This window comes from Flavobacterium tiangeerense, assembly GCF_007830355.1.
Classification (GTDB): Bacteria; Bacteroidota; Bacteroidia; order Flavobacteriales; family Flavobacteriaceae; genus Flavobacterium; species Flavobacterium tiangeerense.
On the sequence record NZ_VLKO01000009.1, the window covers coordinates 1 to 23786 of the forward strand.

Consider the following 23786-nt stretch of genomic DNA (forward strand, 5'->3'; position numbering starts at 1 on the left):
CTGAAAATCCATGTGTCCCTGGTTCGATCCCTGGAGGTACCACAACATCGCTCGGATGGTGAAATTGGTAGACACGCTGGACTTAAAATCCAGTGAACAGCAATGTTCGTGCGGGTTCAAGTCCCGCTCTGAGTACTTTAGAAACTCCAACACAGTCGTGTTGGAGTTTTTTTGTTTAGAGAATTTGGTATTAATTGATATCTTTTCCTTTTATATCCTTCATTCTTTATTTTATTCGTATTTTAGCTAAGCTATTAAAAAAAAAACAAATTATTATGAAAAAATATATCATTGGGAGTTTTCTGTTTGCTTGTATTGGTTTACAAAGCTGTCAAAACTCAACATCTGAGAAGAAACTTAATAATGATGCAGCTAAACAAGAAAAACCTATTTCTGTTACCTGTTACAAGTCTATTTATGATAAAGATTCTATAACTTTACAACTGAACTCATTAAAAGATGGGAAGATTAGTGGGGATATGGTGATGAGTTTTAACAATGCTGCAGTAAAAAAAGGTACTGTATCTGGTAATACGAGTGGCGATACTATTTTTGTAAGTTATACTTTTATTGAAGGAGATAATACAAAAGTTACTTTTAAAAATCCAATGGCTTTTTTAAAACGTGGTGATTCGTTAGTGCTAGGTAATGGTAAAATGCAAACGACCATGGGTGCTACTTATTTTGTAAAAGGAGAGCCTATAGATTTTGATCGAGTTAAATTTAAATTTTCAGTTGTAGATTGTAAGTAGTTTTTAATAGAGTTCACGTTGATTGATTTCTAATAGATGACACTCGATTGAAATCATTATTTCTTCATTTTTAATTTCCCTTTTTGTGAAGCTAGTACACTTTACAAGTTAATTTTTTATTCGTTTTTTTAAGGGAATTGACATTTGAATTATTATGTGCCTTTTTTTTTATGATATTGTCCCAATATTTTTTTTCCTACTTTAATTCTTTTCCTACAATGAATTTGAAAGAATCAACCAATGCCACGTGGTTGTTTGAAATAACACCAAAAAATAAATTTTTCTCACTGCATCTCAAAGAAGTGTGGGTATATCGTGATCTTTTGTTTCTCTTTGTAAAAAGAGATATTGTGACGGTTTATAAGCAAACTATTTTAGGGCCTTTATGGTATTTCATTCAGCCCTTGTTAACTAGTCTAACTTTTACTATTGTTTTTAATAATTTAGCAGGAATAAGTACAGGATCTGTTCCTCCATTTCTGTTTAATCTTGCTAGTATAACTGTTTGGAATTATTTTACTGCTTGTTTGAATGGTACTTCTAATACTTTTGCCTCAAATGCTGGAATTTTTGGTAAAGTTTATTTTCCACGGATCATAGCTCCTTTGACTGTCGTCCTATCTAATTTGATCAAATTTTTTATCCAACTCTTTATTTTTCTTTGTTTTTTTATTTATTACTACAGTCAAGATGCTTTAGTATCTTTCAATTCATGGACCTACTTTTTTCCTCTTGTCGTTATTCTCTTGGGAATTTTAGGTTTGGGTTTTGGAATGATTATTTCTGCACTTGTTACTAAGTATAGAGACTTAACGTATTTAATTGGTTTTGGTATACAATTGTTGATGTATATTTCTGCCGTATTTTTTCCGCTGGATTTAATTGCTGTTAAAATGCCAAAATATGCTTGGCTTGTACAATATAACCCTTTGGCATATTGCATTGAAGCAACACGTTATATGCTTCTCAGTACAGGAGCATTCCCTTTTTGGGGAATAGTATATACGTTATTCTTTTCTATCGCAGTTTTATTTATTGGATTGTTATTGTTCAATCATACAGAGAAAAAGTTTATTGATACCGTATAAAGTGAGCAGTGAATAGTGTGCAGTTTCAGTATACAGCTAGTTGTAAGTATGCAGCGAGAAAGATGAATCCGATAATTAGAATTAAATAGATAACAGTTAATAGTGGGCAAAGAAGGGTGAACTGTAAAAAGGAGAAGTAAATAGGGATCATTCATCATTTGCAATTCACCACATAAGATTTATCTCTGGAAAGAAAAATGAAAGACATTATATTAAAAGTAGAAAATATTTCAAAGCAATACCGTTTGGGTACTGTTGGAACGGGTTCATTGGTTCATGATTTGAATCGTTGGTGGCACCAAATTCGTGGTAAGGAAGATCCTTATTTGAAAATTGGGGATACCAATGACCGTTCGACCAAAGCAGAGAGTGATTATGTTTGGGCGCTCCAGGATATTAATTTTGAAATTGAGCGCGGTGAAGTAATTGGTATTATTGGTAAAAATGGCGCTGGAAAATCGACCTTATTGAAAATTTTATCACGTGTAACGGCACCAACAACCGGGAGCATCAAGTTTGGCGGTCGTGTAGCTTCATTATTGGAGGTTGGAACTGGTTTTAATGGAGAAATGACCGGACGCGAAAACATCTATTTGAATGGTGCTATTTTAGGAATGACTAAAAAAGAGATTACCTCCAAGTTAGATGAAATAATTGAATTTTCAGGTTGCCAGCGGTATATTGATACTCCTGTAAAACGTTACAGCAGTGGGATGTACGTACGTTTGGCTTTTGCAGTAGCAGCATTTTTAGAGCCTGAAATTTTGATTGTCGACGAAGTCTTAGCAGTAGGTGATGCCGAATTCCAAAAAAAAGCCATTGGCAAAATGCAAGACATTTCTAAAACTGGTGGCCGAACGGTTTTGTTTGTTAGTCATAATATGGCGGCAGTCAAAAGTTTGTGTACAAGGGGAATTGTAATGGAGCATGGGAAAGTTAAATTTGATGGTGGTATTGATGGGGCTTTGGATGCGTATCAATTAAATAATAGTATTGAGATTGAAACAGAGTATATTGGAGACAATATTATAAAACGAGCATTACTTCATACATCCAATAACTCCATCAAATACAAATCAGATTTTAAATTAGATGTTTTTTTTGAATCTAAAAATTTAATAAAAAATTTAGTTTTGGGATTAGTTGTAAAAGATATAAACGACGTTGAGTTAATAGGAGTCAATAATAGACATTATCAATCTGATAAAATTAATCAACAAGATGTGTATAAAGGTTACGTTTCTATTTTTATAAAAGAATTAAATCTTTTTCCTGGTATATATAAAATTGATTTATTTTTAGGAGACTCAACAACAGATTTGGAAATAGTTTATGAAGCAATTAAATTCAATATTTTAGAGTCGTTTGAATATGAAGTTATAAATAGTTTAAATTTTAAAATCAACAAGGTTTTTCATGAAAATATTAATTGGGAGTATAATAGTTAGATTTGTAAATAGCATGAAAAAAACAATAAAGAAATATTTAAGAAAAATCAAATACCATTTTGTATCAGAAAAACAAAAAGAGTCTAATTTTTATAAAAAATTATTTATTGAAAATGAACATTGGAACACTCCTAAGCCTAATGAGGAAGAAGTTTTAAGGTGGGAGATTATAAAAGATTTTTTGAGTAACATAAAAAAAGATGATGAAAATGTTGATATTTTAGATTTAGGTAGTGGTAGAGGGTGGTTAACAAATTTACTTGCTAATTATGGGAATGTTGTTGGTGTTGAGCCGGTTAAGTCAGTTGTTGGATATTCTAGAACAATGTTTCCAAATATTAAATTTATTTGTGGTACATCTAAAACCTTAATCAGAGGAAAAAATTTTAAAAAGTATGATTTAATCGTCACCTCTGAGGTTATCGAACACATCCCCGATCATAGTAAAGAATCTTTTATTGAAGATATCAGTAAATTATTAAATGAAAAAGGATTTCTAATTATTACTACGCCAAGAAAAGAAGTCGAAGAGCAATGGAAAGCTTATATAGGTCCAAATCAACCTGTAGAAGATTGGATTACTGAAAAGGAATTGGAAGAGTTGGTATTGAAGAAACATTTCTCAACACTTCGTTTAGAAAGATTTGGAATTCCACCTATGTTCAATGTTCCAGATATTGAAATTTATCAATTATGGTTATTTCAAAAAAAATGATTAATACTATTTTAGTAAGTGTTATTGTTCCGTGTTACTACCAGGCGCAATATCTTGATGAAGCGTTGCAATCAGTACTTGACCAAACCTATAGCAATTGGGAATGTATAATTGTGAATGATGGCAGTCCAGATAACACTGATGTTATTGCAAAAGAATGGACTAAGAAAGATTCTCGATTTAAATATATTTATAAAGAAAATGGTGGTTTGAGTAGTGCAAGGAATGCAGGAATTGAAATTGCTAATGGAACGTATATTTTACCATTAGATGCTGATGATAAGATAGGAAGAGATTATTTGAATCTTTCTATACAGGCTTTTGAGATAGATACTAATTTAAAAGTAGTTTATTGTAAAGTCGAAAAGTTTGGAGAAGAAGAAGGCCTTTGGCTATTGCCTGATTTTTCTCGTACGATTTTGGTACGATGGAATGTGATTTTTTGTTGTGCCATGTTTAGAAAATCTGATTGGACTAGAGTGGGTGGTTATGATGAGCAACTTATATATGGATTAGAGGATTGGGATTTTTGGATAGCAATTTTAAAAAAAGGAGGAGAAGTTAAGTGTTTAGATTATTTGGGCTTTTATTACCGGATAAAAAAAGAATCAATGATAAGAAGTCTCAATGTGAACCAAAGAATTTTCTCAGAAAATTATGTTCATAGTAAGCATTTAGACTTTGTATTGTCAAATTATGATGATGTTGTTAAAGAAAATAATCTTTTAGTAAGGAAAATACAAAAATTAGAATTTGATTTTAAAAGTGAAAAAATACTTTTAAATGCTTTATTTTTTAAAGTATTTAAAATTAAACTTTTTAATCTTTAGCAATATTTTTAATTTAAATTATAAAAAATGAACTTTTACAAGCCTTTAGTTTCTATAATTGTCCCTAATTACAACCATGAAAAATACTTAGTTCAAAGGTTAGACAGTATATTTAAACAAAGTTATACTAATTATGAAGTTATTTTATTGGATGATTGCAGTACTGATAATAGTCAGACTATACTATTAGAATATGCTCAGCATCCTAAAGTGAGTCATTGTGTTTTTAATGAAGATAATTCAGGTAATACCTTTGTACAGTGGAGTAAAGGACTTCAATTAGCTAAAGGAGAGTATATTTGGATTGCAGAATCAGATGATTTTTGTGAAATAAATTTTTTAGAGGAAGTTGTTAAACCTATGTTAGACGATAAAGAAGTCGTTTTGTCATATTGCCAATCCAATAGAGTTGATGAAATGGGCAAAATTACAGGAAGTTGGCTCAACCATACTAATGATTTGGATACTGAATTGTTTTTGAACAATTTTGTAATGGGTGGGAATGAATTTATAGAGAAATTCTTGATTTATAAGAATGTTATTCCAAATGCCAGTGGTGTTGTCTTTAAAAAAAGCAGGGTGGTGCAATTAGGAAACTTAGATCTTGATCCAATTTTAAAGTATAGTGGTGATTGGTTATTTTATTTAAAATTGCTTTCAAATCATAAAACTGCATTTATTTCAGAGTACCTAAATAATTTCAGATATCATAAAAAAAGTTCAATTGCGAACTCTGTGCAAACTGAAAATATACGTTTAATTATTTTGCGGGTTATCAAGATGAGAATTAAGTTGATTTCTTTTTTCTCAAAAGAAAAACCTAAAAACCTATTATTTATTATCAAAACGAATAATCAGATTATAAAGGATTTAAAATATGAGATAGCTTTGAGTTTTTTTAGAGATAATCAAAAAAATATAAAACGATCACTAATGAGTTCATTAAACCTTAAGAAAAAAATGAAAATGAAGTTAAATAAAATTTTTAAATTTATTTATAGCTAATGATTTCTATTATTATATGTTCTCGAACAAAAACAATTAATGACTCTTTTGTTGAAAATATTAAAAACACGGTAGGCTGCAAAAATGAATTGATTGTTGTAAACAATTCAGAAAACAAATATTCCATTTTCGAAGCTTACAATTTAGGAATTGTAAAAAGTATTGGGGATTTCTTGTGTTTTATTCATGACGATGTTTTAATACAAACTAGAAATTGGGGCAACGTAATAGAAGAAATTTTTTTAGAGAATCCTGGAGCAGGGTTATTGGGTATAGCTGGTGGCGAAATTAAAACAAAAATGCCTTCAGCTTGGTGGGATGGAGGGAAAAACACATTAAGATTGGTACAGCATTACAAAAATAAACCAAAAGAACTCTGGTGTGAAGGTTTTGATAATTCAGATACTGTTGAAGTTGCTGCAATTGATGGTGTTTTTATGGTGATGCGAAGAGATGATCGCATTAATTTTGATCAAAGATTGACAGGTTTTCATAATTATGATATTTACCTTTCATTAAAGCATAATATGCTTAATAAAAAAGTATTAGTGACTAGTAAGATATTATTAGAACATTTTTCAGAAGGTAGTTTAAATAAAGCATGGTATGAATCGGCCAGTTCATTTCATAAACTGTATAAAAATTATTTACCAATAGTATTAAATTCTGAATATAAATATGAACAATTAAGAAAGACTGAATTTAAATTTGGTCAAATTTTTATTGCAAAGTTAATTGAACATAAATTACATTGGGACGCAATTTATTGGTGGTTCGAAATGTTTAAATTAAAACCAAAAGCAAAATATCATATTGAGTTTTGGAAAACTATATTAAATAAAAAACAATGTTAGGCATTGTTATTCCATACTACAAAATTACTTTTTTTGATGAAACCTTGGATTCATTATCCAAACAAACTGATAAGCGTTTTAAAGTATATATTGGCGATGATGCTAGTATTGAAAGACCAAATTGTTTGCTAGATAGATACAAAGGAAAATTTGATTTTACCTATCACCGATTTGAAGAAAATTTAGGTTCAATTTCATTAACTAAACAATGGGAGCGTTGTATTGCTCTGAGTCATGACGAACCTTGGATAATGGTACTTGGAGACGATGATTATTTGGATCACAATGTGGTTGAATATTTCTATAAAAATCTAAATAATTTAAAAAACAAAACCAACGTAATTCGACTTGCTTCAAAAATTTATAATCAAGATAAAAAGGAGTTTACTAAAATCTATACCCATCCCATTTGGGAAAAAGCATCGGATTCTTATTTTAGAAAGTTTCAGTTTTTGACAATGAGTTCACTTTCTGAATATATTTTCAGAAGAGAAAGTTATTTAAATTATAAGTTTAATGATTTTCCTTTGGCGTGGTATGCTGACGACATGGCTTGGATTGAATTCTCAGGGAATTCAAAGATCTTTAGTATAAATGATGCGGTTGTTGTATTTCGTTTTTCAGACCTAAATATTTCTGGGATGCAGAATAATCTTGAAGTTAAAGATAAAGCAAAATTTTTATTTTTTGAAAAACTGATTAAAGCTCATGTTTTGAAGTTTACCCATTTTCAAAAGCAAAAGCTGATTTTAGAATTTGGAATTACTGCTATTGCCCAACAGCGATTGAACTTTGAATTATTCTTTTTGATCGTTCAGAAATTAGTTCAAAATGGCTCTTTTTATGCTTTAGCAAAGTTTATTAGAAGAGTGATTATTGCCAAATTTAAAAAAACACAATAATGGTATTCAATTTAAGTGTAATTATCCCTACCTTCAATGTAGCTCGTTTTATTGAAAAAGCGATACTTTCGGTATTGGATCAACATGAAGTATTTGAAGTAATCGTTGTAGATGATGGAAGCACTGATGCAACCTTATCTTTAGTTTCACAATTACAAAAAATAGATAATAGAATTAAACTGTTTCAGCACACGAATGGCGTTAACAAAGGGCGCTCTGCCACGCGCAATTTAGGAATACAAAAATCCTCCGGCGCTTACATTGCTTTTTTAGATGCAGATGATTATTATTTACCCAATCGTTTTGCAAATGATTTTATAATATTCGAAACAAATTCTAATTGTGATGGAGTATATAATGCTGTGGGATATCATTTTTATAGAGAAGCAACGGCAATGGAATTAGAAACGGATCAACTTTATACAGTTAGACAAAAAGTAGCTCCAAAAGATTTGTTTAAAAACTTATTGTATGGTAAATACGGTCATTTTCATATTAATGGATTAACTATTAAGAAATGTGTTTTGGAAGTTACAGGTTTATTTAATGAAAGTTTGGTAGTAGCAGAAGACACTGAACTATTTTGGAAAATGGCTATAAAATGCAATTTAATAACAGGAATTATTAATAAAGCGGTAGCTATTCGTGGTGTTCATGATACAAATATTTTTGATAATACAGCATTGTATAAAATATATAATATAAAAATGCACGAAGCTGTAGCTATTTGGTGTAGTAAAAATCAAGTTAGTAATGTTATTATAGATGATGTCTTGAAATGGATTTGGATGCTTAAATACCAGCAAAAAAATAAATTGTATCAAGATATAACTTCATGGGGAAAATTCTTTTTCTTGCAACCACAATTACTTTTTAAAATTTATAGCATTAAATACTTTCCAATAATTAGGTATAGACAAATGCTTTTTCCATTTTTGTTTAAATAATTAAAAGCAATATAAAAAGATGAAACCATCTAGTAATGTTACCGTAATCATACCCTGTTATAATGACGGGGCATACATTATGGAAGCATTAGAATCTATATACAATCAAACAGTATTGCCAGAAAAGATAATCATTGTTGATGATGGTTCACAGGCAGAAACAAAAAAAGAATTAGCTACAATTAATAATCCATTGGTTTACCTTGTTTGCCAAGAAAATCAAGGTGTTAGTGTTGCAAGAAATCATGCTATTAGTTTAGCGCAAACAGACTATATTGTTAATCTTGATGCCGATGATTATTACGAACCTAATTTTATTGAAAAAGCCATACAAATTTTAGATACTGATGTCACTATTGGAGTAGTTAGTTCTTACTGTAGGACTTTTTCAGAAAAAAAAACAATCTCTATTGTAAGACCTTTAGGTGGAGGTATGACTGATTTTTTGTTCATTAACAATGGTAGAGCAAGCGCTATGTTTAGAAAAGAATGCTGGGAAAAGGTGGGTGGATTTGATGAAAACATGAAAGCAGGTTATGAAGATTGGGAGTTTTGGCTTGCTATCACTAAAAATAATTGGCGTATGCATATTATTCCCGAAATATTGTCTCACTACCGAATTAAGAATACTTCGCGGGACCGCACTGCAATTGTACATCATGATTATGAGTTACGCATGTATATTTTTAATAAGCATAAAGAAATGTATCAGACTCATTATGAATTTTATGCAAGTGCTTTGCTGCGTCAAAATTCAATTTTGCGAAATAGTTTAAGGAATGCCAAAGAGTCTAGAGAGTTTCAAATAGGGTTACTAGTACTTGCTCCACTGCGGTTTTTGAAAAAAATAGTATCCAGATGAGTCCATTAGTTTCCATAATTGTCCCTTGTTTTCAACAGGCTCATTTTTTAAAAGATTCCTTGCAATCGGTTTTAGACCAAAGCTATATCAATTGGGAGTGTATTATTGTTAATGATGGTAGTCCTGATAATACAGCAATTGTTGGACATGAATGGTGTGCTAAAGACACCCGGTTTAAGTATGTATATCAAGACAACGCAGGTTTGTCTAGTGCTCGTAATACTGGAATAAAACATAGCAAGGGAGAATTTATTTTACCGCTAGATGCTGATGATGTATTGCATCCAGACTATTTAAACAAAACAGTTCCCGTTTTGAGGGATCACCCAGCAATAGGAATAGTAAGTTGCTATAGTGCTTTTTTCTCGGGTACTACAAATAACATTGTTAATCAATTGAAACCTATTGGAGATAATGTAACTTCGTTACTGTTTGTGAATCAATTAGTAGCCACTTCTTTGTTCAGAAAAATGTGCTGGGAACAAGTAGGCGGATATGATGAAACAATGAAAAGAGGATTTGAAGATTGGGACTTTTGGCTAAGTTGTACCAAACAAGGATGGACGTACAAAATAATTCCTGAATTTTTATTTTATTACCGAAAGGCTAAGAAGTCAATGCTGACTAATACAATCCAACATCATGCAGAAGAGGTCAAACAATTTTTATTTATCAAGCATAAAGAGTTGTACATCCGTAATTTTGAGAATTGTATGGAAGTGCTATTCTTTGAATTAAAAGTTCAACGTACAGGTCATGATACCTATAAAAACAGTCAAGAATATAAAATTGGAAAATTAATTTTACAACCCTACCGATGGTTAACAAAATTGATCTTAAAATCAAAAAAGACATGAACATATCAGTAGTCATTAGAAATAAAAATCAAGCTCCTGCTTTGTCTTTTTTGTTAAAAAACTTAACAAATCGTTATTACACGGATTTTAATGAGATTATTGTTGTAGATAATCTCTCGACTGATGAGAGTGAAACAGTAGCAGCGCATTTTGGAGCTCGATTTGTAACGATTACCAATTTTAGTTTTGGCGGTAGTGCCAATGTATGTGCTTCTGAAGCTAAAAATGATATCATTGTTATTTTTAGTGCGCATTCCTACCCTGTAAGTACTGATTTTTTTAAGGTTATTCAAAATCAATTTGACCAAAATCCTAATTTAGCAGGAGTAAGATGTTTGCATCAACCCAATGATTATAGAAATTATATCAACGCTATCTCTGCCTCGGTTGATCCTAATAAGTCAGGATTAATTTTTGCAGGATCAGCTTTTAGCAAAGCGGTCTGGGAACAACATCCTTTTAGAGAAGATGTAGCTACTTTTGAGGATAAGGAATGGACCAAACGGGTTTTGAAAGCAGGCTATGACATTGAGTTTGCTCCTGTTGTTTTTGCCTACGAAATCAAACGAACACCCAAACAGTTATTTTTTAGATTCCGAAATGATGTGGTTGGGAATTATCAATTGTGGGGAGAGGATGTTACATTTAAATCGATTTTTAAAAGTTTCTTAGGGAGTTTGTGGTCCAGTGCCACATCTTTTTTTCTAAGTATAAAGTACACTTTTTTGAAGTTGTTTTTTTTATTGCGTTTCTGGAGTAATAAACCTAAAAAAATGGAGTAAATTGAAAGCAAACGTAAACAATTTTGATTTTCTACGATTTCTATTTGCCTTATTTGTAGTCATAACGCACTCTTACGCCTTATCAGGAACGCCAGAATCAGAAGAATGGATGTGGCAAATTACTGCGGGACAACTGTCTTTTTCTCAAATAGGTTTAAGTGGATTCTTTGTTATTAGTGGGTATTTTATTTTTATAAGTTTACAGCGGGCGAGTAGTTTAAAAACGTATTTTAAGAACAGAATTCTACGTATTTTTCCCGGTTTGCTTGGCGTATTATGTGTTACACTGCTCTTGATTCCGTTCCTTCATGTTAAAGGCTTTACGATATTTACACAATGCGATTATTATACCTATGTTCCTAGAAACATGACGTTGTACGGTTTTCAATCTACAGTAAAAGGTGTTTTTGATACTAATTCTTACCACGCCATCAATGGGTCACTTTGGACCATACAATATGAGTTTAGTTTGTATGTATTGATTGCACTATTATTTTATTTTCGAGCGTATCAAAAATTGATTTCAGTTCTACTTGCGGTTGTGATGGTACTGCTCTATTTTGTTTATACTTTTTTTTTAGAACGGGTGGCAGGAATGCAATTGTTATACCTGCAAGGATATCACTTTTTTAATTTAGGAACTTTTTTTGTCATGGGGAGTTTGCTGGCTTCTATTCAATTTGAAAAAAAGGTTTCTGTTGTGATACTGTTTATTAGTGTTGTAATACTACTTTTAGCCATTTACTTTGAGGTTTATAGCACTGTAAAACATTTCGTTTTTCCGGTTGTAGTTTTATCGTTAGGATTTATTCCCCTACGTTTTTTTAGTACATTTGGGAAATATGGAGACTTATCGTATGGGATTTATATTTACAGCTTTCCGGTGCAGCAGGTGTTGGTGCATCTCTTTAAACCCAAAGTGTATTCTTTGATGGCGTTTTCTATTTTAATTTCAATTATTTTGGGATTTCTTTCTTGGCATGGTATAGAGAAAAAGGCATTGCTGTTAAAGGAAAATCGTATTTTAAAGTAAACCAATATATAGCTAGAAGGCTAATTTGAAAAATATCGTTTTAGCCAACACATCGATAATTTTTAGTAACACTATATAAATGAAAAAAAAAGTTCTAATTATTGGTTTGATAAATAATTTTGGAGGGCGTGAAATAGAAGTTCGTAATATTATAGAAGCATTAATTAAAAATTATGATATTAGGGTTTTTTCTTTACTAAATATGTCATCTGACTCTATGGCTGTAAAAGATCTTCATTGTATTTCAAGTAATGTTTTTAAGGAAATTTACCGCTCTAATTTAATGATTAAAATATTTAGTAAATTAAGTAGAGCATATAATAACTCTAAGCAGCCAAATTATTATTTTGTAAACAACAAATTGAGTAATTTCTTTTTTTCATTAGAGGATAAAAAACGGAACATAGTTAGAAGAGAGATTTCAAATGCTGATATTGTAATGTTTAATGGTGTATTAGAATCAAGTTTATTAAATGAAATAATTTCTTATTGTGATAGAATGAATAAACCAATTATTATAAGATCAACAGGTGAAATTAAGTTGATTAATGACGGTTTAATGTTGCTGTTGCCGAAAGTTTCATCCATATTGATTCATTCAAAAAGTTATCTAAGCAAATTTATTACTAGTTCAAATAATAATATTGTTTTTTTGGATCAAACAACTCTAATGGAGACGGAACTACTACATATACCTATTTACAATAGAAATGAAATTACTTATGGATATTTGGGAAGATTTTCAAGTGAAAAAGGAATTATTGAATTAGTAAATATATTTAAAGAATTAGATGCAAAATTGATAATTGCAGGCTCGGGTCCACTATTGAAAAATGTTAAAAATTCTATGTCAGGGGATTGTGTGCTTTTAGGAGAGATTTCTCAAAAAGGAATAGTTGATTTTTTTGATGAAATCGATGTTTTGATTATTCCTTCAATGGAAGAAGCCGGTCCATTAGTAGGGATTGAAGCAATGGCTGCTGGAAAAATTATTTTTTCAACAAGAGTTGGTGCAATGGAGGAACGAATGAAAAGCACAAAAAATGATTTTTGGTTTGATATTCGTTCTGAAAGTACTTTTTTAGATTTGGTAAATAGACTTCAAAGTTTGACTCCTGAAGAAATCTTGGAAATTAGATTTTTAAATAGGCTTAAATATCAAAATTATTTTTCTCAAAAAATAATATCAGATCAATATTTACGAGTTTTAGACAAAGTTTTTACCTCATGAAAATACTCATGGTAGCCATTCCCAATCATCATTTTTTTCAATGGGTAAACCAATTGAAAGATAGTGGGTATGAAGTATTTTGGTTTGATAGTACTGATGGAGGAGGTTTAGTTGAGAAAATTCAATGGGTACACCAAATTAAAGGTTGGAAGTTGAGGTGGGATTTTCCATTGAGACATTTCATCAAGTCTCGATTCCCGAAAGGGTATAGCCTAATTCAAAAAATTAATGAACGCAAGCTTGCTGAAGTTTTTGAAAAACAGTTGCAGCAAATCAAACCTGATGTAGTGCAGTGTTTTGAAATGCAACTTGCTGGAATACCTATTCTTGAAGTAATGGAAAAATATTCCCATATTCCCTTGATTTATAGTTCCTGGGGGAGTGATTTGTTTTATCATAAAGAAATGGGTCTGTCATCACAAAACGTGCATCGCTTTTTAAAACGAGTGGATTATTTAATCACGGATTGCCTTAGAGATTACACGCTTGCACTACAAAATCAGTTTCGAAATATTTTTCTAGGAGTCTATCCTGGAAATGGTGGAATTGCATATCCTAAAAGAGAGATACTGCCTTGGCACAAAAGAAACTGCATTATTATAAAAGGATATGATGATGAGGTAGGGAAAGCACTGGAAATAGGTAAAGCACTAGAACTGGTTGATCCTGTGTTGCTTTCGGATAAAAAAATTATTGTTTTTAGTGCTGATGCTGTTGTGGAGGCGTTTTTTAAAAATTCAAAAAAACTCCAAAACTACGACGTTGAAATACAACTCAGGAATCAATTTGTGCCAAATGAAATTCTGTTGAAACAAATGGGGCAAAGCATATTGTACCTTGGTAACAGCCTGTCAGATGGTATGCCCAATAGTTTACTTGAGGCTATGGGTATGGGCGCTTTTCCTATTCAGTCTAATCCTGGCGGAGCTACCTCTGAAATTATAGAACATCAAAAAAATGGGCTTTTGATTGAAAATCCGTTGGATGTTACGGAGATTGCGCATCATATAACAAATTCTTTGCAGCACACTGCCCTCAGGGAAAAAGCACAAGAATACAATGTTGCCTTTTGTACTAAAAACTATGATAGAGCAGTATTGCAATCACAAATAGTACATTTGTACGACTCAATTACGGTTTAGCTTTGCTACATTATGGATATCTCCTTTTTAATTGTTACTAAAAACCGACCCGATGAATTGCGGTATACGCTATCACGGTTGCAAAATCTTGTGACAATTGATAAGCATGAAGTTTTAGTATTTATTGATGGGTGTGTGGCTACTCAGGCATTGGTTACAGAGTTTGATTGGGTAAAATGGACCGTTTGGGATCATAGTATTAGTGCTTCTCCGGCAAGAGCTATTTTGTATCAAAAAGCTGTGGGTACTTTATTCATTGGTCTTGATGATGATGCACATCCTATTAGTGCTGATTTTATCCCAAAGGTACAACAGCATTTTGAGACTAATACTCAACTGGGAATCTTGGCTTTTCAGGAAGTTAAAGGAATTTACCCAACAGATGATTTAGCTTTGCTTCAAGCAAAGAATAAAACATCGTTTTACACTAAAGATTTTGTAGGTTGTGGTTTTGCTATAGCCAAAAAAGTATACGCCATTACCAATGGGTTCCCTACGTGGATCGATATTTATGGTGAGGAACCTTGCGTGGCTTTTGAGGTTCTGGATACGGGCTATACTATATTTTTTGCACATGATATTGTAGTCAATCATAGAATTGACATCGAAAAAAGAAAATTGCAAGGCAAGAATTACTTCCGATTTGAACGACAGTTACGCAATAGTTTCAAACTCTATCTAGTCTATTATCCTAATCCTTTGCCTGTAATAGCGCGCTTGCTTTTTCATAATTTCAAGCGTTATGCTTGTACTGATTTTGTTTTTTTTAAATTGTACTGGCGTGCTGTTGGACACATGATATTTACTTTATTTGATACCTTAAAATACAGATGTCCTATTCAAAATAGAACACTTAAAGCTATTCAAAAATTAAAAAATATGCCTTACTAATATGCTTTTTAACACCCTCATGTACGCCTTATTTGTACCCGTAGTTTTTGTGGTGTATTGGTATGTTTTGGGTAAATCAAGCAAGGCTCAAAATATTTTTTTGTTGTTGTGTAGTTACTATTTTTATTCTTGTTGGGATGTGCGGTTTCTTGGATTGTTGTTGTTTTCAACTGCTTTAGATTATGTATCGGCGTTACAAATGCAAAATTCAAAATCAGAACATATCCGGAAAATATGGTTCTGGACAAGCATCGGAATTAATATTTCTTTCCTCGGAATTTTTAAATATTATAACTTTTTTGCAGTTTCTATGCAGTCAGCACTGCAGGTGTTGGGTTTGGACATTGATTTGTACGTGTTGGAAATTATTTTACCAGTAGGCATTTCATTTTACACTTTTCACGGACTATCTTACGTGATTGATGTTTATAAAAAACGACTGGTTCCAGAGCAAGACCCCATAGCTTATGCTTTGTTTGTATCTTATTTTCCCCTTTTGGTTGCTGGGCCAATTGAGCGAGCCACTCATTTATTACCCCAACTCAAAAAAAATAGAACATTTTCATACCAGCAAGCAGTAAATGGATTGTATCAAATAGTGTGGGGATTGTTTAAAAAAATTGTGATTGCTGATCAATGTGCGCTTTACGCCAATGCAATTTTTAATAATGCACCACAGGAATCCGGAAGCACCTTATTTATGGGAGCTTTATTTTTTGCTTTCCAAATTTATGGCGACTTTAGTGGTTACTCAGATATTGCTTTAGGAACCTCAAAACTTTTTGGAATAGAGTTGCTTCAAAATTTTTCATTCCCCTATTTTTCCAGAGATATTGCTGAGTTTTGGCGTCGTTGGCACATATCATTATCCTCTTGGTTCAAAGATTATGTGTACATCCCACTGGGAGGTAGTGCAGGCTCTCGTTTTTTAAAAATCCGAAATGTTTGTATCATTTTTTTATTGAGCGGTTTTTGGCATGGAGCCAATTGGACTTTTATCGTTTGGGGACTTTTACATGCTTTGTATTTTGTACCCTTGCTGCTAGCGCAAAAAAATCGAAAACATATTGAGATAGTAGCTTTTTCAAATACATGGCCTAGTGGTAAGGAGGTTTGTCAAATGGGTACTACTTTTTTAATGACAACCCTAGCGTGGATTTTTTTTAGGGCCAATTCTTTGTCTGCTGCTATTGATTATATTTCGGGTATTTTTTCAATTTCTTTATTTACAATACCCAGTGTACGCCCGACCAATGTTTTAGTACTTATTTTATTTTGTATCACTGTAGAATGGTTTGGTCGTAGGAATGCATTTGCATTAGAAAACTTTAATTTACAAGGAAATAGAGTAGTTAGATGGTTTTTTGTAAGTTTTATTTTAATTCTCATTTTCGTGTTTAGTAGTCCTGTAGAACAACAATTCATCTATTTTCAATTTTAATATGCGGCGTTTTATCCTTCATAGTGTCCTTTTTTTAGCTACTTTTTTTGTGGTGGATAAGATGTTTTATTTTTTCTTACATCATGCGCCTACACTGGAGTACGACACGCGTTTAGAACAAATATTAGAGGGAAAGATGAACAAAGAGGTGTTGATTTTAGGGTCTTCAAGAGGCGCAAATAATATTTTGGCAGGACAAATAGAAAGCAAAACAAGGCACAGTACATACAATCTTTCCTATCCTGGATCAGATGTTAGGTTTCATTATTTTGTATTAAAATCAGTATTAAAATATAATAAAAAGCCAAAAATGGTAGTCTTAACCATTGATAATCCGCATGAATTTGTAAATGAAAAAACACTTAATTTTCGTTTTGATCGTTTGTATCCACTAGCTAAATACAATTATATCACACAAGAGTTGATCCGTCAAAAAGAAAAAAATGTGCTTTCTTGGTTTTTTTGTTTGGCGCGTCTCAATCGATCCAATTTTTCGTTATCAAAAGTAGCTATTCCGCTTGACGGAAAAATTGATGCTTGGGGTTCCATGCCTTTTTATAACAGAAAAGCTTCTTTTATTGGTAAACAAAATCCGATTCATCAATATAATAGTGCCTTAGAAAATACAGAAAAAATAACCGCTTTTAAGGCGTTACAACAATTGTGTTTCAAAAATAAGATACAAATAGTTTATGTTTTCCCTCCCAGTTATGGGGCATTCGACAAACAATTTTACAAGCGGTTTTTAAAAATGGTGCCTGCACATGATGTTATGGTTTACGATACCCTGAACACGATTTATCAAAAGGAAGCTAGTTTTCATGACGAATCCCATTTGCAGCAAAAAGCCGCCCAAGTTTTTACAAATGAAATAAGTACCTTTATACAAAATAAAAACTACCTGAAATGAAAAAAATAGGTTTGATTCCGCTACGCAAAAACTCTAAAGGAATACCAGGAAAAAACAAGAAAAAAATGTTAGGGAGACCCTTGTTTTCCTGGGTTTTGAGCGAAGCTATTTTTTCAAATTTAGATGAAGTATATGTGTTTACAGATGATAAAGAAATTATTCAATATATAGAAAAAGAATACAATTGGAGTTCAAAAGTAAAAGCACTCTTGCGAACTGATGAGAATGCAACGGATACGGCCTCAACCGAAAGTGTTATGAATGAGTTTACTCAGCTTCTAGATCATGATTATGATGTTTTGTGCTTGCTTCAGGCAACGTCACCTTTAACGCAACGAGTAGCAATTAATACCGTTTTAGCCAAAGTAGAACAGGAATCTTATGATGCAGCTCTTACAGTGGTTAAAACACACCGTTTTATTTGGGATGCGTCGGGTCAACCACAAAATTATGACATCTACAACAGACCTAGACGCCAGGATTTTGAAGGACTTTTGGTTGAAAATGGAGCCATATATGCCACTACCAAAGCTGCATTTGTACGTTCAAAAAACAGAATAAGTGGCAACATAGGACTTGTAGAGATGGACGAAGAGTCCTATACGGAGATTGATTCAACTTCGGACTGGGAAATAGTAACCCACTTGCTAGCGCATCGTTTACAAAAAAGTAAAAAGCATGATAAAATATCCTATTTGGTTCTGGATGTTGATGGTGTTTTTACCAATGGTGGTGTATACTATGGAGCTGATGGGGAATTGATGAAGTATTTTGACATGCGTGATGGGATGGGACTTGAAATAATCAGACAAAATCAAGTAGAAGTTGTAATTATGACCTCTGAAAACTCCGAATTGGTAAAAACCCGCATGAAAAAATTGCAGATAGAACATTGTTTTATGGGAGTCAAAGACAAATATTCATTTCTGGAACAATTTTTAAAAAATGAGGGAGCTTCTTACTCACAAGTAGCGTATGTAGGTGATGATGTGAATGACTTGGCCAACATTTGTAGTGTAGGTTGGTCTTTTTGTCCAGCTAATGGAACCGAAATTGTGAAACAACATGCGGATTATGTATTGACCCAAGCTTCTGCTCAAGGTGCCATTAGGGAAGTGTGTGAGCGCATTATGAAATACAACGTGCGCTACTCTTAAAAATAAGCATCTACTCAAACGGCATTATGATACAATACGAAAAGAAATACAAATAATGAGATGGCATTTGTAAATCCAGATGTTTTTGTAAGGTTCGATGTATGTTGCGAAAGCAATAGAGTTGAGGTGTTGTTTTTAGCCAAATATTAATACGGCAAAGTAATCGTTTTTAGGAAAAAAATAATTTTCTTTGCTTACTAAAATTAAAAAAATGAAGGTATACAAAGCACCTTATGTAATAGCTGAAATAGGATGTAACCATAAAGGAGATATGGTTATTGCTAAGGAATTGATTCATATTGCAAAGATTTTTTGTAACGTAGATGCCGTAAAATTTCAAAAAAGAAACAACAAAGAATTACTTACTATAGAGCAGTACAATTCGCCTCATCCCAATAGAGACAATTCGTATGGCGATACATATGGAGCGCACCGAGAGTATCTAGAATTCACAGTGGAACAACATGCTGAGTTAAAAGAATATTGTGAATCAGTAGGATTAGTATATTCTACATCGGTTTGGGATGTAACATCGGCTCAAGAAATAGCCTCTTTAAAACCTGAATTCATAAAAATTCCATCAGCATGTAATAATAATTATGCCATGCTCGAATGGTTATGCGACCATTACAAAGGGGAAATTCATATTTCGACTGGAATGACAACGCAAGATGAAATGAAAGATATTGTAGACTTTTTCGTAAAAAAAGAACGCAATCAAGATTTGGTTTTATACAATTGTACTTCAGGATACCCAGTTCCTTTTGACAGTGTTTGTTTGTTAGAAATTAATGCTTTGCAAAGTAAATATGGAGGACTAGTAAAACAAATTGGTTTTTCAGGTCATCATTTAGGCATTGCTGTGGATGTAGCCGCCTATACCTTAGGCGCCTCTATTATTGAACGCCATTATACCCTGGATAGAACTTGGAAAGGCACTGATCATGCCGCCTCTCTTGAGCCAATGGGTATGCGTAAGTTGACGCGAGATTTAAAAGCAGTGTACCAAGCGTTGACAACTAAGTCGACGGATATTTTGCCAATTGAACAAGTGCAAAGAGATAAATTAAAAAATAAAAAAGGATAAACAGTTTTGTTCTTAAATCGTGTGTTGGGTATGCATGCGTATGCCAAATCGCATTTTAAAGTTTGAATTTTTGAAGTAAATGGGTAACATGAATAAAAAAGTTTTTGTTTTTTTTCCAGATGGAGTAGGGTTGCGCAATTTTGCTTTTACTCAGTTTAAGGAATTGGGAGAGGAACGGGGTAATACCATTGTGTACTGGAATAACACGGTATTTTCACTTGAAAATGAATTGGGTTATGAGGAATTACCACTCAAAAATCATAAAATACATCCACTAACACCTTTGTACACTCGAGCTAGAAAGCATGTTGAACTCCATGTTTCTCAAAAAAAAATCAAGGACCCCGTTTATGCAACCTATAAATTTCCTTTTAGTTACAAAGGAATCAAAAATATTTTGAAGAGTGTCTTTACCCAAATACTCATTGGCTTGAACTCCTCTGAGACAGGTATAATTCGCATTCGAAAACGAATCAATAGTTTAGAACGTTCTACAAGAAAATATCAGTATTGCAAAGCCCAGCTGCAAGCCCATAAACCAGATCTTGTTTTTTGTACCACACAGCGTGCCACACAATCTATAAGCGCATTGCTTGCTGCCCAAGATTTAGGAATTCCTACATTAGGTTTTGTTTATTCTTGGGATAATGTTCCAAAGGCGATGCAGCTCATAGAAACAGATTTCTATTGTGTATGGAGTGATTTGATGAAAAAAGAAGTATTGACTTATTATCCGTTTATCAAAGAACATCAAGTTTTTGTAACTGGGACTCCACAGTTTGAACCTCATTTTGATACGAGTTTGGCACAAAGCAGAATGGATTTTTGTAACCAACATAATTTGGATTATCATAAAAAGTACATTTGTTTTTCGGGCGATGACGAAACTACCTCACCACTTGATCAGTTTTATTTAGAGGATTTGGCTCAAGCCGTACGAAGTTTAAATGGTAAAGGACATAATCTGGGGATAATTTACAGGAAATGCCCCGTGGATACTACCACGAGATATGAAAAAATAATACAGCAATACCAAGATGTTATTGCTGTGATAGATCCTTTGTGGACCTCCAAAGGAACACAGTGGAATGAAATTTTACCCACAAAAGCTGATTTAGGTTTGTTATATAATGTGTGTGAACATTCGGAATTTGTGGCCAATGTGTGTTCCTCAACTGTTTTTGATTTTGTTTTGCACAATAAATCCTGTTTGTATTTTAATTACGAGCAACCTCAATTGAAAAAAGGCATTCGGGATATAGGTCAAAACTATAACTATGTTCATTTTAGGAGTATGCCCAGCCCAGATGCTGCCGTTTTTTGTACCCATAAAAAAGATTTAGAATTCTTGGTTGAACAAATTTTAGAACAAAAAGTATCCAATGTTTCAGTAGGGAAAAAATGGTTTGATATTGTTGCGTCAAATCATCCATCAGTTGCGTCTAAAACTATTTGGGATACCATAGAAACTATTTTAAAAAACTAATATGTTTTTCAATTCACTTGCCTTTGCGGTATTTTTGCCCATTGTTTTTATCTTGTATTGGTTTGTTTGTAATAAAAACAAGTCCTATCAAAATGCACTTCTTATTATTGCGAGTTATTATTTTTATTCGTGTTGGGACTGGCGTTTTTTATTTTTACTGATTTTTTCCACGTTTTTAGATTATTACACGGGGATTCAAATAGAAAAAAGCAGCAGTAAAACGGCTCGCAAATTTTGGTTTTGGCTCAGTATAGCAATCAATTTAGGATTTTTAGGAGTATTTAAGTACTACAATTTCTTTGCTGATTCGTTTTCTCAATTGGTAAATGGTTTTGGTTTTAAAACTAGTCCATTGTTACTTAATGTGGTGTTGCCGGTAGGAATATCTTTTTACACCTTTCACGGCTTATCTTACGTAATTGATATTTATTACAAGCGCATCAAAGCCGAATATAATTTTGTAGATTATTCCTTATTTGTGAGTTACTTCCCTTTGCTAGTAGCTGGTCCTATTGAGAGAGCGACCCATTTATTACCGCAAGTAAAAGTAAAGCGCAGTTTTGATTATCAAAAAGCTAAAGAAGGTGTATTTCAGTTCGTGTGGGGATTAGTCAAGAAAGTGGTCATTGCTGATACTTGCGCAACTTATGCGAATGCTATTTTTGATAATTACCCGTCTATGAATGCCTTATCGCTCGTGTTGGGTGCTGTGTATTTTGCCTTCCAAATCTACGGTGACTTTTCGGGTTACTCTGATATGGCATTGGGAATGTCAAAATTGTTTGGGATTGATTTGTTACGCAATTTTAATTACCCCTATTTTTCAAGAGATATAGCTGAGTTTTGGAGGCGTTGGCACATTTCGCTTTCTTCTTGGTTCAAAGATTATTTGTATATTCCGCTAGGAGGTAGCTCAGGAGGTATGGCTATGAAAATTAGAAATACTTTTATCATTTTCTTGGTTAGTGGTTTTTGGCATGGAGCCAATTGGACTTTTGTTGCTTGGGGTTTTATCAATGCCTTGTACTTTTTGCCATTATTGATTTTAAATCGCAACCGTTCGAATATGGAAACGGTTGGTTTAAATTGGAATTTTAGCGGTATTAAAGTATTCTTTAGCATGCTGACTACTTTTGCTTTAACCTGTTTGGCTTGGATATTTTTTAGGTCCAAATCTATAGAGGCTGCTTATGAGTATATTGTACGAATGTTTTCGAATCGTATTTTTGAAATACAGTATTTAGAGAATCAAAGGTACAACTATGAAATTGTAGTTCTGGTAGTAGCTTTTGTTCTTGTAGAATGGAAAAACCGTCAGCAAGTAGAACCTATTTCTGGAAAATACAGTTATCTAAGGCTGAGTCTTTGTCTTGTTGCTATTGTAGCTTTAGGCACTTACGCTGATTATAAAGAATTTATTTATTTTCAGTTTTAAAAATAAATAGGATTAAGGAAACCTCAAATTCAACCTCGAAAACCCGAAAAATGAAGCAGTTTTTAATTTTTATTGGCAAAACACTCTTGATACTCCTATGTGTAGTAGTGATCTTGGATGTTTTGTACACCTCTGTTTATTTGCAATCTTCCACTAGAGGAAAGATAGAACAGGTTTATAACTCCAAATCTCAAAAATTTGATGTGGTTATTTTAGGATCCTCAAGAGCCAATAATCATTTTGTAACTCCATTGTTTGAACAAAAAGGGTTGCGCGCTTTTAATTACGGAATGAGCGGTGGACATCTTTTTGAAGCCTCTTTGTTATTAAAATTAATGATTGAAAAAAAGTATGTTATAAAAAATGTAGTTTTAGAAGCTGATTTGAATCTCTCCAATGAAAAGCGTGACGAAGGAGTTTCATCACATTTTCTACCATTTTTGCATCAATCTCAAACTATAGCAAATCATTTTTCGAATGAAACTGATTTTGCATCCATGTATTATGTACCGTTTTATAGGTATGTAGCATTTGATGCAAAAATAGGTTTTAGAGAGTTATTTAATGTAGTGCAACAAAAGCCTACGACTTTACTAGATAATTCTGGGTATTATCCTTTATACAAAAATCCAAAGGCAAATATGAAGAATGATTTGACCAACTTAAAGCCTTTGAAAAACAAATATTTTGAAGAAATAAAACAGCTTTGTAAAGAGAATAACATTAACTTTATTGCTATCATGACGCCTATGTGTAGCAATACCAAAGGCATGAATTATTTTGAAAAAGTAAACAAATTATATCCTGAAATTCATAATTATGAAAATGTGGTGATTGGAGATCAATATTTTTCATCTTGTGGCCATTTGAATGATGCAGGAGCTAGAAAGTTTACCTCAGTTGTAATTACGGATTTTTTTTAACAGTAAAG

General features: G+C 32.5%; 23 protein-coding genes and 1 tRNA gene. All 24 read left to right on the top strand.

Annotation, left to right across the window (positions count from 1 at the left end; translation table 11 throughout):
- The first annotated feature begins 49 nt into the window (after window positions 1-49).
- The 24 genes from IQ05_RS11220 (at window position 50) to IQ05_RS11335 (ending at window position 23778) form a co-directional block, all read left to right on the top strand.
- Window positions 50-135, top strand: a tRNA-Leu gene (locus IQ05_RS11220).
- Between the two features lie 140 nt (window positions 136-275).
- Window positions 276-752 (top strand): hypothetical protein, encoded by a 477-nt coding sequence (locus tag IQ05_RS11225; RefSeq protein ID WP_144892995.1) that lies wholly within the window; start codon window positions 276-278, stop codon window positions 750-752.
- Between the two features lie 218 nt (window positions 753-970).
- Entirely contained in the window at window positions 971-1840 is an 870-nt protein-coding gene (locus IQ05_RS11230; RefSeq protein ID WP_144892997.1) for an ABC transporter permease, read from the top strand.
- 197 nt (window positions 1841-2037) lie between these two features.
- Window positions 2038-3288, top strand: a complete 1251-nt coding sequence (locus IQ05_RS11235) for an ABC transporter ATP-binding protein (RefSeq protein ID WP_144892999.1) — start codon at window positions 2038-2040, stop codon at window positions 3286-3288.
- Window positions 3257-4003 (top strand): class I SAM-dependent methyltransferase, encoded by a 747-nt coding sequence (locus tag IQ05_RS11240; RefSeq protein ID WP_144893001.1) that lies wholly within the window; start codon window positions 3257-3259, stop codon window positions 4001-4003. The genes IQ05_RS11235 and IQ05_RS11240 overlap by 32 nt, the downstream gene beginning before the upstream one ends.
- Window positions 3982-4833, top strand: coding sequence for a glycosyltransferase family 2 protein (locus tag IQ05_RS11245; protein WP_244289568.1), 852 nt, complete (start codon window positions 3982-3984; stop codon window positions 4831-4833). The genes IQ05_RS11240 and IQ05_RS11245 overlap by 22 nt, the downstream gene beginning before the upstream one ends.
- Before the next feature lie 27 nt (window positions 4834-4860).
- The gene (locus IQ05_RS11250) at window positions 4861-5838 is read left to right on the top strand and encodes a glycosyltransferase family 2 protein (protein WP_144893005.1); all 978 of its coding nucleotides are present in this window, start codon (window positions 4861-4863) and stop codon (window positions 5836-5838) included.
- Window positions 5838-6692, top strand: coding sequence for a glycosyltransferase (locus IQ05_RS11255; RefSeq protein ID WP_144893007.1), 855 nt, complete (start codon window positions 5838-5840; stop codon window positions 6690-6692). The genes IQ05_RS11250 and IQ05_RS11255 overlap by 1 nt, the downstream gene beginning before the upstream one ends.
- The gene (locus IQ05_RS11260; protein ID WP_144893009.1) at window positions 6686-7594 is read left to right on the top strand and encodes a glycosyltransferase family A protein; all 909 of its coding nucleotides are present in this window, start codon (window positions 6686-6688) and stop codon (window positions 7592-7594) included. Before IQ05_RS11255 ends, IQ05_RS11260 begins: the two co-directional genes overlap by 7 nt.
- Window positions 7594-8541, top strand: a complete 948-nt coding sequence (locus tag IQ05_RS11265) for a glycosyltransferase family 2 protein (RefSeq protein WP_144893011.1) — start codon at window positions 7594-7596, stop codon at window positions 8539-8541. The genes IQ05_RS11260 and IQ05_RS11265 overlap by 1 nt, the downstream gene beginning before the upstream one ends.
- Window positions 8542-8560: 19 nt before the next feature.
- The gene (locus tag IQ05_RS11270; RefSeq protein ID WP_144893013.1) at window positions 8561-9403 is read left to right on the top strand and encodes a glycosyltransferase family 2 protein; all 843 of its coding nucleotides are present in this window, start codon (window positions 8561-8563) and stop codon (window positions 9401-9403) included.
- Complete coding sequence (locus tag IQ05_RS11275; RefSeq protein WP_144893015.1) at window positions 9400-10260, top strand: glycosyltransferase family 2 protein; 861 nt, start codon at window positions 9400-9402, stop codon at window positions 10258-10260. Before IQ05_RS11270 ends, IQ05_RS11275 begins: the two co-directional genes overlap by 4 nt.
- Window positions 10257-11042: a glycosyltransferase family 2 protein gene (locus IQ05_RS11280; protein ID WP_144893018.1), complete on the top strand. Its 786-nt coding sequence runs from the start codon at window positions 10257-10259 to the stop codon at window positions 11040-11042. Before IQ05_RS11275 ends, IQ05_RS11280 begins: the two co-directional genes overlap by 4 nt.
- Window position 11043: 1 nt before the next feature.
- Window positions 11044-12075 carry an acyltransferase family protein gene (locus tag IQ05_RS11285; RefSeq protein WP_158634589.1) on the top strand — a complete coding sequence of 344 codons (1032 nt, stop codon included), beginning with the start codon at window positions 11044-11046 and terminating at the stop codon, window positions 12073-12075.
- Between the two features lie 79 nt (window positions 12076-12154).
- Window positions 12155-13306, top strand: coding sequence for a glycosyltransferase (locus IQ05_RS11290; protein WP_144893022.1), 1152 nt, complete (start codon window positions 12155-12157; stop codon window positions 13304-13306).
- Window positions 13303-14448, top strand: coding sequence for a glycosyltransferase (locus tag IQ05_RS11295; RefSeq protein WP_144893024.1), 1146 nt, complete (start codon window positions 13303-13305; stop codon window positions 14446-14448). Before IQ05_RS11290 ends, IQ05_RS11295 begins: the two co-directional genes overlap by 4 nt.
- 12 nt (window positions 14449-14460) lie before the next feature.
- Complete coding sequence (locus IQ05_RS11300; protein ID WP_144893026.1) at window positions 14461-15339, top strand: glycosyltransferase family 2 protein; 879 nt, start codon at window positions 14461-14463, stop codon at window positions 15337-15339.
- A gap of 1 nt (window position 15340) precedes the next feature.
- Window positions 15341-16780 (top strand): MBOAT family O-acyltransferase, encoded by a 1440-nt coding sequence (locus IQ05_RS11305; RefSeq protein WP_144893028.1) that lies wholly within the window; start codon window positions 15341-15343, stop codon window positions 16778-16780.
- Between the two features lie 61 nt (window positions 16781-16841).
- The gene (locus IQ05_RS11310) at window positions 16842-17690 is read left to right on the top strand and encodes a hypothetical protein (protein WP_208653365.1); all 849 of its coding nucleotides are present in this window, start codon (window positions 16842-16844) and stop codon (window positions 17688-17690) included.
- Window positions 17687-18847: an acylneuraminate cytidylyltransferase gene (locus IQ05_RS11315; RefSeq protein ID WP_144893032.1), complete on the top strand. Its 1161-nt coding sequence runs from the start codon at window positions 17687-17689 to the stop codon at window positions 18845-18847. Before IQ05_RS11310 ends, IQ05_RS11315 begins: the two co-directional genes overlap by 4 nt.
- 211 nt (window positions 18848-19058) lie before the next feature.
- Entirely contained in the window at window positions 19059-19934 is an 876-nt protein-coding gene (locus IQ05_RS11320; protein ID WP_144893034.1) for an N-acetylneuraminate synthase family protein, read from the top strand.
- An 88-nt stretch (window positions 19935-20022) separates the two neighbouring features.
- Window positions 20023-21420 carry a glycosyltransferase family protein gene (locus IQ05_RS11325; protein ID WP_144893036.1) on the top strand — a complete coding sequence of 466 codons (1398 nt, stop codon included), beginning with the start codon at window positions 20023-20025 and terminating at the stop codon, window positions 21418-21420.
- A 1-nt stretch (window position 21421) separates the two neighbouring features.
- A complete protein-coding gene (locus tag IQ05_RS11330; protein ID WP_144893038.1) occupies window positions 21422-22855 on the top strand; it encodes an MBOAT family O-acyltransferase in 1434 nt (477 codons plus the stop codon).
- A gap of 50 nt (window positions 22856-22905) precedes the next feature.
- Window positions 22906-23778, top strand: a complete 873-nt coding sequence (locus IQ05_RS11335) for a hypothetical protein (RefSeq protein ID WP_144893040.1) — start codon at window positions 22906-22908, stop codon at window positions 23776-23778.
- Window positions 23779-23786: the final 8 nt, after the last annotated feature.

What these genes read in the sequence shown, in the direction of transcription:
- IQ05_RS11240 (WP_144893001.1), top strand. Translation starts at nt 3,257, where the DNA reads ATGAAAATATTAATTGGGAGTATAATAGTTAGATTTGTAAATAGCATG.
- IQ05_RS11230 (WP_144892997.1), top strand. Translation starts at nt 971, where the DNA reads ATGAATTTGAAAGAATCAACCAATGCCACGTGGTTGTTTGAAATAACA.
- IQ05_RS11320 (WP_144893034.1), top strand. Translation starts at nt 19,059, where the DNA reads ATGAAGGTATACAAAGCACCTTATGTAATAGCTGAAATAGGATGTAAC.
- IQ05_RS11250 (WP_144893005.1), top strand. Translation starts at nt 4,861, where the DNA reads ATGAACTTTTACAAGCCTTTAGTTTCTATAATTGTCCCTAATTACAAC.
- IQ05_RS11300 (WP_144893026.1), top strand. Translation starts at nt 14,461, where the DNA reads ATGGATATCTCCTTTTTAATTGTTACTAAAAACCGACCCGATGAATTG.
- IQ05_RS11275 (WP_144893015.1), top strand. Translation starts at nt 9,400, where the DNA reads ATGAGTCCATTAGTTTCCATAATTGTCCCTTGTTTTCAACAGGCTCAT.
- IQ05_RS11310 (WP_208653365.1), top strand. Translation starts at nt 16,842, where the DNA reads ATGTTTTATTTTTTCTTACATCATGCGCCTACACTGGAGTACGACACG.
- IQ05_RS11270 (WP_144893013.1), top strand. Translation starts at nt 8,561, where the DNA reads ATGAAACCATCTAGTAATGTTACCGTAATCATACCCTGTTATAATGAC.
- IQ05_RS11235 (WP_144892999.1), top strand. Translation starts at nt 2,038, where the DNA reads ATGAAAGACATTATATTAAAAGTAGAAAATATTTCAAAGCAATACCGT.
- IQ05_RS11305 (WP_144893028.1), top strand. Translation starts at nt 15,341, where the DNA reads ATGCTTTTTAACACCCTCATGTACGCCTTATTTGTACCCGTAGTTTTT.
- IQ05_RS11255 (WP_144893007.1), top strand. Translation starts at nt 5,838, where the DNA reads ATGATTTCTATTATTATATGTTCTCGAACAAAAACAATTAATGACTCT.
- IQ05_RS11290 (WP_144893022.1), top strand. Translation starts at nt 12,155, where the DNA reads ATGAAAAAAAAAGTTCTAATTATTGGTTTGATAAATAATTTTGGAGGG.
- IQ05_RS11330 (WP_144893038.1), top strand. Translation starts at nt 21,422, where the DNA reads ATGTTTTTCAATTCACTTGCCTTTGCGGTATTTTTGCCCATTGTTTTT.
- IQ05_RS11295 (WP_144893024.1), top strand. Translation starts at nt 13,303, where the DNA reads ATGAAAATACTCATGGTAGCCATTCCCAATCATCATTTTTTTCAATGG.
- IQ05_RS11315 (WP_144893032.1), top strand. Translation starts at nt 17,687, where the DNA reads ATGAAAAAAATAGGTTTGATTCCGCTACGCAAAAACTCTAAAGGAATA.
- IQ05_RS11245 (WP_244289568.1), top strand. Translation starts at nt 3,982, where the DNA reads ATGGTTATTTCAAAAAAAATGATTAATACTATTTTAGTAAGTGTTATT.
- IQ05_RS11265 (WP_144893011.1), top strand. Translation starts at nt 7,594, where the DNA reads ATGGTATTCAATTTAAGTGTAATTATCCCTACCTTCAATGTAGCTCGT.
- IQ05_RS11225 (WP_144892995.1), top strand. Translation starts at nt 276, where the DNA reads ATGAAAAAATATATCATTGGGAGTTTTCTGTTTGCTTGTATTGGTTTA.
- IQ05_RS11335 (WP_144893040.1), top strand. Translation starts at nt 22,906, where the DNA reads ATGAAGCAGTTTTTAATTTTTATTGGCAAAACACTCTTGATACTCCTA.
- IQ05_RS11280 (WP_144893018.1), top strand. Translation starts at nt 10,257, where the DNA reads ATGAACATATCAGTAGTCATTAGAAATAAAAATCAAGCTCCTGCTTTG.
- IQ05_RS11260 (WP_144893009.1), top strand. Translation starts at nt 6,686, where the DNA reads ATGTTAGGCATTGTTATTCCATACTACAAAATTACTTTTTTTGATGAA.
- IQ05_RS11325 (WP_144893036.1), top strand. Translation starts at nt 20,023, where the DNA reads ATGAATAAAAAAGTTTTTGTTTTTTTTCCAGATGGAGTAGGGTTGCGC.